This window comes from Promicromonospora iranensis, assembly GCF_028994775.1.
GTDB lineage: Bacteria > Actinomycetota > Actinomycetes > Actinomycetales > Cellulomonadaceae > Promicromonospora > Promicromonospora iranensis_A.
The window spans coordinates 115,780-127,641 of record NZ_JAJQMN010000005.1 but is presented as its reverse complement, the minus strand read 5'-3'; the positions used below and the strand labels follow the sequence as shown (position 1 = coordinate 127,641).

Annotated in this window: 11 protein-coding genes; 3 read left to right on the top strand and 8 right to left on the bottom strand. The window is 72.6% G+C overall.

What is annotated here, in order from left to right; all coding sequences use genetic code 11:
* Positions 1–10: 10 nt before the first annotated feature.
* The 4 genes from LUU90_RS10510 to LUU90_RS10495 all read right to left on the bottom strand — a co-directional run bounded on the left by LUU90_RS10510 (position 11) and on the right by LUU90_RS10495 (position 3,243).
* Positions 11–1,243 carry a YihY/virulence factor BrkB family protein gene (locus LUU90_RS10510; protein WP_275003370.1) on the bottom strand — a complete coding sequence of 411 codons (1,233 nt, stop codon included), beginning with the start codon at positions 1,241–1,243 and terminating at the stop codon, positions 11–13.
* Between the two features lie 68 nt (positions 1,244–1,311).
* Complete coding sequence (locus tag LUU90_RS10505) at positions 1,312–1,938, bottom strand: DUF3618 domain-containing protein (protein ID WP_275003369.1); 627 nt, start codon at positions 1,936–1,938, stop codon at positions 1,312–1,314.
* Positions 1,935–2,393, bottom strand: a complete 459-nt coding sequence (locus LUU90_RS10500) for a phage holin family protein (RefSeq protein WP_275003368.1) — start codon at positions 2,391–2,393, stop codon at positions 1,935–1,937. Before LUU90_RS10500 ends, LUU90_RS10505 begins: the two co-directional genes overlap by 4 nt.
* Positions 2,377–3,243, bottom strand: coding sequence for a hypothetical protein (locus tag LUU90_RS10495; RefSeq protein WP_275003367.1), 867 nt, complete (start codon positions 3,241–3,243; stop codon positions 2,377–2,379). Before LUU90_RS10495 ends, LUU90_RS10500 begins: the two co-directional genes overlap by 17 nt.
* Positions 3,244–3,544: 301 nt before the next feature.
* Between LUU90_RS10495 and LUU90_RS10490 the strand changes: the two genes are divergently transcribed.
* Positions 3,545–4,699, top strand: coding sequence for an iron-containing redox enzyme family protein (locus LUU90_RS10490; protein ID WP_275003366.1), 1,155 nt, complete (start codon positions 3,545–3,547; stop codon positions 4,697–4,699).
* Between the two features lie 105 nt (positions 4,700–4,804).
* On the top strand, positions 4,805–5,584 hold the full coding sequence (locus LUU90_RS10485; protein ID WP_275003365.1) for a PAS and ANTAR domain-containing protein: 780 nt from the start codon (positions 4,805–4,807) through the stop codon (positions 5,582–5,584).
* A 56-nt stretch (positions 5,585–5,640) separates the two neighbouring features.
* On the opposite strand, the gene LUU90_RS10480 is transcribed toward LUU90_RS10485, so the two are convergent.
* A complete protein-coding gene (locus LUU90_RS10480) occupies positions 5,641–6,714 on the bottom strand; it encodes an NmrA/HSCARG family protein (RefSeq protein ID WP_275003364.1) in 1,074 nt (357 codons plus the stop codon).
* 122 nt (positions 6,715–6,836) lie between these two features.
* On the opposite strand from LUU90_RS10480, the gene LUU90_RS10475 reads away from it, so the two are divergent.
* The gene (locus tag LUU90_RS10475) at positions 6,837–7,667 is read left to right on the top strand and encodes a helix-turn-helix transcriptional regulator (RefSeq protein WP_275003363.1); all 831 of its coding nucleotides are present in this window, start codon (positions 6,837–6,839) and stop codon (positions 7,665–7,667) included.
* On the opposite strand, the gene LUU90_RS10470 is transcribed toward LUU90_RS10475, so the two are convergent.
* The 3 genes from LUU90_RS10470 to LUU90_RS10460 all read right to left on the bottom strand — a co-directional run bounded on the left by LUU90_RS10470 (position 7,636) and on the right by LUU90_RS10460 (position 11,849).
* The gene (locus LUU90_RS10470; RefSeq protein ID WP_275003362.1) at positions 7,636–8,859 is read right to left on the bottom strand and encodes an MFS transporter; all 1,224 of its coding nucleotides are present in this window, start codon (positions 8,857–8,859) and stop codon (positions 7,636–7,638) included. The genes LUU90_RS10475 and LUU90_RS10470 overlap by 32 nt on opposite strands.
* Before the next feature lie 234 nt (positions 8,860–9,093).
* Positions 9,094–9,846, bottom strand: coding sequence for a succinate dehydrogenase/fumarate reductase iron-sulfur subunit (locus tag LUU90_RS10465; protein ID WP_275003361.1), 753 nt, complete (start codon positions 9,844–9,846; stop codon positions 9,094–9,096).
* Complete coding sequence (locus LUU90_RS10460; RefSeq protein ID WP_275003360.1) at positions 9,843–11,849, bottom strand: fumarate reductase/succinate dehydrogenase flavoprotein subunit; 2,007 nt, start codon at positions 11,847–11,849, stop codon at positions 9,843–9,845. The genes LUU90_RS10465 and LUU90_RS10460 overlap by 4 nt, the downstream gene beginning before the upstream one ends.
* Positions 11,850–11,862: the final 13 nt, after the last annotated feature.

Genomic DNA, 11,862 nt, shown 5'->3' with positions numbered 1-11,862 from the left:
CCAGGCCCGCTCAGGCTCGGTGGTCGGCCCGGCTGCCCGTGCGGTCCTCGGCTTGCGTGCGCTCGCCGACGGCCCGCTCCCCGTCGATCGTGCGCTCGTCGGCGGCCCTCTCGTCGGCCGTCCGCTCGTCGTCACCGGTCCGCTCGTCGCCCGTCGCCCGCTGGGCCGCGAGTCGGAGCTCCCGGCCACGCTCGACCTCCTTGAGGCGCTTCGCCTCCCGCTTCTCGCTCGCGCGGGCGTCCTTGGGCGGCAGCTGCACCGTCTCCTCGGCGGCGATGCCACCCTGGAGCTCGCGGCCCCGCTCGAGCTCTGCGTCCAGCTCCGCGCCGAACAGCAGCGCGAGGTTCGTGATCCACAGCCACAGGAGGAACACGATGATTCCGGCCAGCGAGCCGTACGTCGCGTCGTAGCTCGAGAACGTCGCGACGTACAAGCCGAACGCGGCGGACGCGAGGATCCAGACCAGGATCGCGACGAACGCGCCCACGCTGAGCCAGCGCATCTTGGGCTGCCGCACGTTCGGGGTGACGTGGTAGAGGATCGCCACGAGCACCACGACCAGCAGCAGCACCACCGGCCACTTGGCGATGCTCCAGACCGTCACCGCGGTCGACCCGAGGCCGACGGCGTCACCGACCGCCTGCGCGACCGGCCCGCTGAGCGCGAGCGCCGCCACGATGAGCGCCGCTATGACGACGGCCACGAGGGTGACCAGCAGCATCACGGGGCGGAGCTTCCAGACGGGTCGGCCCTCCTCGATCTCGTAGATGCGGTTCATCGCGCGCCCGAACGCGCCGACGTACCCGGACGCCGACCACAGGGCCAACGCGACACCGAGGATGAGGGCGAACCCTGCCTTACCGCCGCCACCGGCGGCGTTCTCGATGAGCGGTCGGACCACTGACAGCACGTCGGGCGGCAGCACGCCGTCCATCGTGCCGATCACCCGCTCCACGGCCTGGCCTCCGTTGCTGACCAGGCCGAGCACCGAGACCAGCGCGAGGAGTGCGGGCGCCGCGGCGAGCACCGCGTAGTAGGTCAGCGCTGCGGCCAGGTCGGTGCACTGGTCGCGCGAGAACTGCCGCACGCTGTTGCGCAGAACGTAGGTCCAGGTCCTGCCGTGCAGTGCCGGCGGAGAGTCCGGCTTCCGCCGGTCGTCGGGGGCGGGGGCGTCACCGCGCTCCGCTGTCTCGGTGCGCTGCGGGGTGTCGCGTCGAGATACCGCGTCGTTGCTGTCGCTCATGTCATCTCCCAGGACGAGGTCGGCCGGTGCCGGCCGGCGGCACCGGCCGACACCGACCTACGGCAGGATCAGCCGTTACCGGTCGCTTGCGATCGGACGTCGGAGGCTGCCTCGCGGCCGTGCTGGCCGACCTGCTGTGCCGCGTCCTTCGCGGCATCGCGGACCGCCTCCATGCTCTCCTTCGCCGGCTCCTGGAGGTCGTGCGCGACGTCGCTCGCCGTCGACTTGATGTCGTCGACGAGCGGCGCGGCCTTCTCCTTCGCCGCCGTGGCCGCACGCTGCTCGGCGCGGGTCGACGGCATGAGGGACGCGAGCGCGAGCCCGACGCCGAAGGCGACCAGGCCGACGGCGAGCGGGTTGCCCTCCGTCCGCTCCCGCACCACGCGCGGGGCCGAGCGGACGGAGTCCGCCGCGGACGAGGCGGTGTGCCGGGCCGAGTCGGCGACCGAGGCCGCCTTCTCGCGCCCCTTGTCCGCCATGTCGTGCGTCGTGCTGCCCGCCGAGTCGGTCGTGTGATGCACCGAGCCCATCACCCGCTCCTTGACCTCGGACACGCGGGACTTCACCTTCTCCTTCTGCCGCTCCGCGATGTGGCTGGGAGTCACGCGGTCGCCGAGCGTGTCGACGTCATGGCTCAGCTCCTCGCGCGTGCGCTCGATGTTCTCCCGGATCTCGTTGGGATCGCTGGTGCTCATGGGTTCCTCTCCTCGTGTCCTCGCAGTGCGTCGGGGATCTTCTTGACCGAGTCAGCGGTCTGCGGCAGACCCTCGACCGACTTGAGCTCGCTGCGCCCGCGCATCGCGAGCACCGCGGCGATCACGGCCCAGACACCGGCCACGACCAGTCCCGACCAGCCACCGCCCATGACGGTGCCGAGCGCCCACCACAGGGCGAGCGACAGGAACAGCAGGACCATGTGGCCCGCCACGCCGGCGCCGCCGAACATGCCGGCGCCCTTCCCCGCGCGCTTGGCGGACTGCGTGGCCTCGGCCTTCGCGAGCTCGACCTCCTGCCGGATCAGCGTCGAGAGGTCCCGACTGACCTCGCCGACGAGCTCCCCGACGCTTCTGTCGTCGCGGCCGGTCGTCCCCGGTGTTGCGTTGGACGGCGCTGCGCTGGAAGCAGCGAACGGGTCACGGGTGCTCGACATCGCGCTCACCTCCGGTCTGCGGGCGGACACCGTCAGCCGTCGGGGGCGGGAACGTCGGCGGCGTCTCGCCCGCGGACGTCGGGACCTGCGGGTCCTGCGGCAGGTTGCTGTTCGCGAGGGCCGGGAACGCGCCGCTGCGGCCGATGTCCGGCTCACCGCCCTGCGCACCCGATCCGACCGCGCCGGCGCCCGTACCGCTCAGGCCGCCCGCGTTCGTGGGACCGCCCGTGCTCGTGGCACCGCCCGTGCTCGTGGGCCCGGACCGGTCGACGTCACGCCGGACATCGCCGTCGCCACTCCCGTCACCGCTGCTGGGGGCATCCTTCGCGCCCCGCAGGAGCCGCCCGACGAGCAGGCCGGCACCCGCCGCCATCAGGATGAACATGCCCGGCCGACGCCTGGCGAAGTCCTCGACTTCGTGCAGGACGTCGCTCGGCTCCCTCTCCTCGAACCACTGCGCGACCTGGCCGGTGGCCGCCCCGGCGCGCTGGACCAGGTCGGTCGCGTAGCCCGGGTCCTCGCTGCCGCTGGACATCTGGCCCAGCTCGTCGCCCAGGGCGCGCAGCCCGCCCGCGAGGTGCTGCTGCTGCGACGCCACCTGAGTGCTCAGCTCGGTCCGCGTACGGTCGACCAGACCGCGAGTGCGGTCGGTCGCCTCGTGGGCGACGTCGCGCGCACGCTCCTTCGCCTCATGCATCGTCTCGCGGCCCGCGTCGCCCACCTGTGACGCCGCCGCGCTGGCGCGTTCCTTGACGCCGGTCGTCTCCGAACCGCCGCCGCTCTCCTCACGGCCGGGTGACCAGGATCGCGAACCGGCCCCTGTGCCGTACGGATTGTCCGTTCCACTCATGTCGGACTCCTGTCGTCGTCCTCCCCGCCCGGAGTCGTTCCGGGCGAGGCGAGCACGAGCCACGGTGGCCCGTGCTCCACCGGTGCGGCCTCTTCCTGACCTCGGCCCCAACGTAAGACGGCGAGTGGCACTCGCAACCCGTGGCACAAACCGCCGTGCGTCCCGGCACCCGTCCGGCACCCGTCCGGCACCGTCCGGCACGTGCCCCTGCGACGCACGCCTCGCGAGTCAGCCGCTTCCGGAGCACGATGGGCGCGGCGTCGAGGAGAGGCGCGGCCGGTGCACGATCAGGAGCCTCCACATGACTACGACCCCAGTGCGGGACCACACGTCCACGAACGACGCCGGTCGGCGTGCCACGCGCAGCGGCGTCCGCCTACCGCTTCCCCGTCCGCGGGGCCCGGTGAGCTCGGCGCTGCTCGCCGCGCTCACGGCGGGGCCGCCCTCTGACGACACGCCCGCCCGGCTCGCACCGCTGCGGGCGGCGGTCGCCGACGCCCTGCAGCCCGACGACACCCTGCAGTCCGACGGCATCCTGCACGACGGGGACCTGCAGCTCGCCCTGACGATCCTGTACGAGCTGCACCACCGCGGCGTGGACCGCGTCGACGACGCCTGGGAGTGGGAGCCGTCGCTCCTGGCCGTACGCCAGTCGCTCGAGGTTCCGTTCGAGGCCGCGGTCCGGGCTCGGGCCGGCCGGCCGGAGTGCGACGCGACCGACGCCGCCGGCATCGCGCGGCGGCTGTTCGAGCTGGCCGAGGCCGACGACAGCCCCAGCATGGCGCGGTACGTCGCGAAGCGCGCCGACGCCGAGCAGGCCCGCGAGTTCCTGGCCCTGCGCTCGATCTACCAGCTGATGGAGGCCGACCCCCACACCTGGGCGATCCCGCGCCTGTACGGCGCACCCAAGGCCGCCCTGGTCGAGATCCAGGCCGACGAGTACGGCGGCGGCCGGTCCGGCTACCTGCACTCCGAGCTCTTCGCGGCCACCATGCGCCGCGCCGGACTCGACGACACCTACGGCAGGTACCTCGACGCCGTACCGACGCCGGCGCTGGTGTCGCTGAACACCATGTCCCTGTTCGCGGTGCACCGCCGGCTCCGGGGTGCGATCGTCGGCCACCTGGCCGCGTACGAGATCACGTCGTCGGTCCCCAGCCGCCTGTACGGGAACGGCTTCCGGCGTCTCGGGCACGACGCCGACACCACGCGGTACTTCGACGAGCACGTGGAGGCCGACTCGGTCCACGAGCAGATCGCGGCGCGCGACCTCGCGGGCCGGCTCGTCGAGCAGGAGCCGGGGCTCCGCGACGACGTCCTCCTCGGTGCCGCCGCGTGCCTGGCCATCGAGGGCGACGTCGGCGCGTACGCGCTCAGCCGCTGGAAGCAGGGCGCCACAGCACTGCTCGAACCGCTCGACAAGGCCCCTGAGCAGGGACGACGCGAGCCGGAATAACGGCGATCTCGAGTTTCGACTGTCCGAATCGTCCCTGCCGTTCTATAGTCGGAGACTCGGAGTCATGAAGCGGCTCCCGGTCCGAATCGGATCTGGGAGGTTCACATGTCAGTCCTCACACAAGCCCAAGCAGCACTCGCGGACGGCGTCGGAGGCGACGGCGAAGCCCCATCACCCGGGTTCTCTGCAGCGGATCTGTCCCGCGCCCTCGGTCTCGGGACCAACCTCCTCGTCGGTCGGTACAGCGTCGAGCTGGCCTCCGGCAGCTGGTGGTGGTCCGACGAGGTCTACACCATGCACGGCTGGAAGCGGGACGAGGTCGAGCCCGGCCTCGAGGCGCTCCGCTCGCGCAAGCACCCGGACGACCGCAGCCGCGTGGTCCGGGCGGCCGGCGAGGCCCTCCGGCTCGGCAGGCCCTTCGCCTGCGCACACCGGATCGTGGACCGCAGCGGCCGCACCCGGTCGGTCGTCGTGACCGGGCAGGGCTCGCAGAGCGCCCGGGACCAGTCGCCCCAGCTGGTCGGCTACGTCGTCGACGTGACGCCGGTCCAGAAGGAGGCGCTGGAGCGCAAGTCGGACGGCGCGGTCAACCGAGCCTTCGTCAGCCAGGCCGTGATCGAGCAGGCCAAGGGCGTCATCGTCGCGGTACGCGGCGTGGACGAGACGGCGGCCACCGAACTCCTGGTCGCCGCGGCCAAGGGCGCCGGAATCTCCCTCCGGCTGGCGGCCGACCAGGTGATGGCGGCGCTCCATGCCCGGGAGGACGGCACCGTCGTCACCCCGGACGCACTGTCGCAGGCGCTGGAAGGCGTCAAGCCCGTCGGCCGACCGCGGGGTCACGACCCCCTGCTGACCCGGCGGCCGCGCAAGCGCGTGCAGAACTGACCACCCTCCACTGGTCGGGCTCGTCGGGACAGGTCCCGGCGAGCCCGGCCGCTCTCTCAGCCCAGCGGGATCTGGTCCTTGTGGACCGTCAGCCAGTCCTCGAACGACACCAGGTCCGGGTGGAGCTCTCGCCGGACCAGGTCGATGTCGCGGACCCCGACGAAGTAGTCGGCGGCCTCCGCGTAGAACTGGTACATGTTGCCGATCTCGTCGGCACCCGGGAAGCCCGCGGACCGCATCTGGTCGTGGGTCAGCGGGCGGTACTCGACGCGCTCCCCCAGCACCCTGGTGAACGTCTCGGCGAGCTGGACGCCGGTCAGGTGGTCACCGGCGAGGCCGACGGTGCGGCCCACGTACCGGGCGCCCGCGCGGAAGATCCCGTAGGCGGTGCGGCCGATGTCCTCCGCCGCGACGACGGCGAGAGCCGAGTCACCCATCGGGTTGGTCAGGGCGAGACGGCCGTCCTCGTCCCGGCGCGGGCCCTGTCCGACGAGGAACGCCTCGTAGAACATGGTCGTCAGCAGGAAGGTGGTCGGCACACCGAGGCTGGTGAAGAGGTTGTCCGCCTCGCCCTTGGCGTCGAAGTGCGGCACCTTGTAGCGGTCCAGCAACGTGGGCAGCTCGCTGCCGAGGTGCTCGAAGTGCGGCCGGGTGTCCTCCAGCGTGGACCAGATCACGTGCTTGAGCCCCGCGGCCTTCGCCGCCCGCGCCGCGACGCCCGCCTGGTCGAGCTCCATCTGCGGCCGGGTACGTGCGGCCTCCTCCTCGGGGGTCCGCTCGGCCCAGAAGTTGGTCACGACGAAGGCGCCGTAGGCACCCTCGAACGCCCGCAGCATGCTCGCCTCGTCGTCCAGGTCCGCATGGACGACGTCGGCTCCGCGTGCCGCGAGCTCGCGGGCCGCCGCCGAGTCCGTGCGGCGGGTCAGGACACGCAGTGCGAACGGGCCCTGCGGGTCGCCGAGGATCGCCCGGGCGAGGCCGCCGCCCTGCTGCCCGGTCGCGCCCACGACGGCGATGATCTTCTTGCCGGTCCCCATGCTGCCGACCTCCGTGCTGCTCGTGCTGCTGCGCGTGCTGCTGGCCTCTGTGGTGATGTCTGTGCTGGTCATGGCGCTGTTCGTCTCGCTCATGCCGTCATCGTGCGCCCGGCCGTCAGGCGGCACCAGACCCTGCCGTGGGTACCCACGGCAGGGGATGTCTCGGGTGGAGATCGGGTATGGCCCCTCCGGGCAGGCGGGTGGACCATTGGCGCATGACCGAACATCGGAACACCGAGCTCGCGGGTTTCCTGCGCTCTCGCCGGGAGGCCCTGACCCCCGCCGTCGCCGGGGTCGAGACGTACGGCGAGCAGCGCCGCGTGCCGGGCCTGCGGCGCGAGGAGGTCGCGCGGCTCGCCGGAATGAGCGTGAACTACTACACGCGCATCGAGCAGGGCGAGAGCCACCAGATCTCCGACGCCGTGCTGGATTCCATAGCGAACGCGCTCCGGCTCGACGAGGACGAGCGCCTGCACCTGCTCCGGCTGGCCTGGCCGGCGCAGGTCGTGCGGCGCGAGCTCGGTCCCGAGCGGTTGCGGGACACCGTTCAGCTCCTCGCCGAGAGCATGACGGAGCAGGCGGTGGTCGTCGTCGGACGGCGCACGGACCTGCTCGGTGGCAACCCGCTGGGCTTCGCCCTCCTGGGCATCGAGCGCGACCAACGGCCGAACCTGGCCCGCCGGATGTTCCTCGACCCCGCGCCGCGGGAGCTCTTCGTGGACTGGGAGCTCGAGGCCACGTATGTCGCGTCCTACCTGCGGATGGCCTCGGGCGACCAGCCGGACGACCCGGCCCTGAACGAGCTCGTCGGGGAGCTGAGCATCAAGAGCCCCGACTTCGTCCGGATCTGGTCGGCGCACCCGGTCGCCGAGTGCACGCACTCCGTCCAGGAGTACGAGCACCCGCTGGTCGGCAGGATGACGCTCAACACCGAGAGCTTCCACCTGCCCGACGCCCCCTCGCAGCGCATCGTCTTCGTCGGTGCGACGCCCGGCTCGGACTCCGCCGAACGGCTCAGGCTGCTCGGCTCGCTCGCCTCCAGCTGACCGCCGGCGACAGGACCCGCGAGAGGGCCAGCGACAGCGCCACCAGGAGGAGCCCGGCCAGCGGCGCCAGCAGGAGCGCCGCCGACGCATCCCACGTGTCGGCGGCGCGCCCCGCCAGTGCCGCCGCGAGCGCCGACCCGGCCGCGCCCGCGGAGTTGTTCCAGGTGAAGGCCTGGGTGAGTGCCGCGGACCGGACGGCCTTCTCGGTGAGCACGGTCAGCAGCACGAGGGTCGGCGGGATCGCGGCCTCCGTGAGGACCACGCCGACGCCGAGCCAGACGGCGGACGGTGCGAGGGGAAGCAGTGCCGCGGTCGCCGTCAGGTAGGTGGTGGCGAGGACGAGCTGGCGGCGGGCCGGGGTGGGATGCTTCCGCAGTCCGTAGAGCCAGCCGGCGAGCAGACCGCTGAGGCTGGCGGCGGCGATGATCGGCGTCGCCACGGCGGGGGCGCCCTGGCCGACGGCGAATGCGGTGACCGCCACACCCATGGTGCCGAAGTAGAGGCCGATCGCGAGGTTGAGCAGCGCGAGGAGCAGGAAGGCAGGCCGCAGCAGGGAGGACCGTTCGCGCGGTGCGCCGGCGACGCGCCGTTCGGCCGGGGGCGGTGCCGTGTGGCGCTGGGCGGTCAGCGCGGCGCCCCCACCGAGGATGAGGGCCGCGGCGATCGCGGTCGCCAGGGCCGGGTGGCCGGCGGCGCCGAGCACGGTGACCAGCACCGGTCCGAGGAGGAAGGCGGTGGCGTTGGCCAGCGACTCCAGGGAGAAGGCGGTGGGCAGCTCGTCGGCACGTCCGCGTCGGAGCAGGTGCGCCCAGCGGGCGGCGGACAGGGCGCCGAGCTGGGGTACGGCCGCGCCCGCACAGGTGGCGGCGGCGACGGCGGCGGCCGGCGTGGTCGACACGAGCAGGCCGACGACGGCGGCCCCGTGCCCGAGCAGGTAGAACGGCAGGACGCGGGTCTGGCCGAACCGGTCGACCAGGCGGGCGACGTGCGGCCCGACGAGGGCCTCGGCCAGGGCGAACCCCGCGGCGGCGAGGCCCGCCGTCGCGTAGGAGCCGGTGCGGTCGTGCAGCAGCCAGACGAGGCCGAGGCCCGTCATGGCGATGCCGGTGCGGCCGAGGGCAGCGGTGGCATAGAAGGCGGCGGCGCCGGGGGTGCGCAGCAGGGGGCCGTAGCCGGTGGCGGCTCGGGGCATGAGGTGTCCTCATCGCCGCGCGGCGGGACGGGCCACCCGGGGTCGCCGGCGCCTGACTGCTACGTCCCGCGTGCTGCGGGAAGGGGTGCGACCCGTGGCCCGCCTGGGGACATCCAGGACTGCGGTGGGGCGGGGCACGCGCCCCCTCCGCCGCCCCCGTCACCGGGCGGAACAGCTCTGCGGTCCAGGACAAGGCGGACCTGGACGACTGCGACGAAGATAGCAGGGCTTCCGTCAGCCGCGCCGCCGCGAGATGGTCCGCCCCAGCCAGACCAGCGGGTCGTAGCGCCGGTCGGCGACGCGCTCCTTCATCGGGATCAGCGCGTTGTCGGTGATCTTGATGCCTTCCGGGCACACGTCGGTGCAGCACTTGGTGATGTTGCACCGGCCGAGGCCGTGCTCCTCCTGTGCGGCGGGCACCCGGTCCGCGACGTCGAGCGGATGCATCTCCAGCTCGGCGATCCGCATGAGGAACCGCGGGCCGGCGAACGACTCCTTGTTCTCCTCGTGGTCGCGCACCACGTGGCAGGTGTCCTGGCACAGGTAGCACTCGATGCACTTGCGGAACTCCTGCGACCGGTTGACGTCGACCTGCGCCATCCGGTACTCCCCCGGTGCCAGGTCGGCCGGAGGGGTGAATGACGGGATCTCGCGGGCCTTCGCGTAGTTGAACGACACGTCGGTCACCAGGTCGCGGATCACCGGGAACGTCCGCATCGGGGTCACGGTCACGACGTCGTCGCGCTCGAACACGGACATCCGTGTCATGCACAGCAGGCGTGGCTTGCCGTTGATCTCCGCCGAGCACGACCCGCACTTACCGGCCTTGCAGTTCCACCGCACCGCCAGGTCGGGGGCTTGCGTGGCCTGCAGCCGGTGCAGGACGTCGAGCACCACCTCGCCCTCGTTGACCTCCACCCGGAAGTCGGCCAGCGCACCGCCGTCGGCGTCCCCGCGCCAGATCCGGAACGTGCCCGTGTAGCTCATGCGGTTCCTCCCACTGGATCGGCCGGTCGCCCGGGATCTGCCGGTCGCCCGGGATGCTCCGCCAGCTCGGCGTCCGTGTAGTACTTCTCGAGCTCGGTGAGATCGAACAGCGCGAGCAGGTCCGCGCGCATCGGCACCCGCTCGGCGGGCTCGACGACGACGCGCGGCACCACCTGTTCGGACTCCGCGCCGTCCGTGCTGTCCGCGCCGTCGCGGGCGCGGCGCGTCACCAGCACCCGGTGGCGCCACTCGGGGTCGAGCCCCGGGTGATCCTCGCGGGTGTGCCCGCCGCGGCTCTCCGTGCGCAGCAGGGCCGACGCCGCCACCGCCTCGCTGACCATGAGCATGTTGCGCAGGTCCAGCGCCAGGTGCCAGCCGGGGTTGTACTGGCGGTGCCCCTCGACGAACACGTGCCCCACCCGTGCGCGGAGCTCGCCGAGGCGCCGCTGCGCCTCGGCGACCTCGGTCTCCGTGCGGATGATGCCGACCAGGTCGTTCATCATCCGCTGCAGCTCGGCGTGCAGGGTATACGGGTTCTCGGCGTCGTCCGGTCCGCCGTGCGCCGGCGCGTCGAACGGGGCGAGCGTGAGCACGGCGGCCGCGTCGACGTCCGCGGCCTGCACGGCGGGACGGCGCTCCAGGCCGACGACGTAGTCGGCCGCGCCGAGCCCCGCGCGCCGGCCGAACACCAGCAGGTCGGAGAGCGAGTTGCCGCCGAGGCGGTTCGAGCCGTGCATCCCGCCCGCGCACTCCCCCGCCGCGAACAGCCCTGGAACCCGGGACTGGCCGGTGTCCGGGTCCACCTGGATGCCGCCCATCACGTAGTGGCACGTGGGGCCGACCTCCATCGGCTCGGCGGTGATGTCGACGTCGGCCAGCTCCTTGAACTGGTGGTACATCGACGGCAGGCGCCGCTTGATCTCCTCGGCAGGCATGCGGCTCGCGATGTCGAGGTACACGCCGCCGTGCGGGGAGCCGCGCCCCTCCTTGACCTCGGTGTTGATCGCGCGGGCCACCTCGTCGCGGGGCAGCAGGTCGGGCGTGCGGCGGTTGCTCTCCTGGTCGTCGTACCAGCGGTCCGCCTCGTCCTCGGTCTGGGCGTACTGCCCCTTGAAGACGTCGGGCACGTAGTCGAACATGAAGCGTTTGCCGTCCGAGTTCTTCAGCACCCCGCCGTCCCCCCGCACGCCCTCCGTGACGAGGATGCCCTTGACGCTGGGCGGCCAGACCATGCCGGTCGGGTGGAACTGGACGAACTCCATGTCCACCAGATCGGCACCGACGCGGAGCGCGAGGGCGTGGCCGTCCCCCGTGTACTCCCACGAGTTCGACGTGACCTGGAACGACTTGCCGATCCCGCCCGTGGCCAGCACCACCGCGGGCGCCGAGAAGACGACGAGCCGGCCCGACTCGCGCCAGTAGCCGAGTGCCCCGGCGATGGCGCCGTCGGGGCCCACGGCGGGATCCTTCAGGAGCTCCGTGACCGTGCACTCGGCGAACACGCGCAGCCGGGCCTCGTAGTCACCCGTCTCGGCGAAGTCGTCCTGCTGCAGCGCGACGATGCGCTGCTGCATGGTCCGGAGCAGCTCCAGCCCGGTCCGGTCGCCGACGTGCGCGAGGCGCGGGTAGGTGTGCCCCCCGAAGTGGCGCTGACTGATCCGGCCGTCCTTCGTGCGGTCGAACAGCGCGCCGTACGTCTCCAGCTCCCAGACCCGGTCGGGTGCCTCCTTGGCGTGCAGCTCCGCCATCCGCCAGTTGTTCAGGAACTTCCCGCCGCGCATGGTGTCGCGGAAGTGCACCTGCCACGAGTCGTTCTCGTTGACGTTGCCCATGGCCGCGGCGCACCCGCCCTCCGCCATCACCGTGTGCGCCTTGCCGAACAGCGACTTGCAGACGATCGCCGTCCTCAGCCCGCGTTCGCGCGCCTCGATGGCGGCCCGCAGCCCGGCACCCCCGGCGCCGATGACGAGGACGTCGTAGTCGTGCCGTTCGATCTCCGTCAAGGCTGGGCTCCAG

Excerpts from the sequence above, each read along its gene's own strand:
- LUU90_RS10510 (WP_275003370.1), bottom strand. The coding sequence starts at position 1,243 with ATGAGCGACAGCAACGACGCGGTATCTCGACGCGACACCCCGCAGCGC.
- LUU90_RS10505 (WP_275003369.1), bottom strand. The coding sequence starts at position 1,938 with ATGAGCACCAGCGATCCCAACGAGATCCGGGAGAACATCGAGCGCACG.
- LUU90_RS10500 (WP_275003368.1), bottom strand. The coding sequence starts at position 2,393 with ATGTCGAGCACCCGTGACCCGTTCGCTGCTTCCAGCGCAGCGCCGTCC.
- LUU90_RS10495 (WP_275003367.1), bottom strand. The coding sequence starts at position 3,243 with ATGAGTGGAACGGACAATCCGTACGGCACAGGGGCCGGTTCGCGATCC.
- LUU90_RS10490 (WP_275003366.1), top strand. The coding sequence starts at position 3,545 with ATGACTACGACCCCAGTGCGGGACCACACGTCCACGAACGACGCCGGT.
- LUU90_RS10485 (WP_275003365.1), top strand. The coding sequence starts at position 4,805 with ATGTCAGTCCTCACACAAGCCCAAGCAGCACTCGCGGACGGCGTCGGA.
- LUU90_RS10480 (WP_275003364.1), bottom strand. The coding sequence starts at position 6,714 with ATGAGCGAGACGAACAGCGCCATGACCAGCACAGACATCACCACAGAG.
- LUU90_RS10475 (WP_275003363.1), top strand. The coding sequence starts at position 6,837 with ATGACCGAACATCGGAACACCGAGCTCGCGGGTTTCCTGCGCTCTCGC.
- LUU90_RS10470 (WP_275003362.1), bottom strand. The coding sequence starts at position 8,859 with ATGCCCCGAGCCGCCACCGGCTACGGCCCCCTGCTGCGCACCCCCGGC.
- LUU90_RS10465 (WP_275003361.1), bottom strand. The coding sequence starts at position 9,846 with ATGAGCTACACGGGCACGTTCCGGATCTGGCGCGGGGACGCCGACGGC.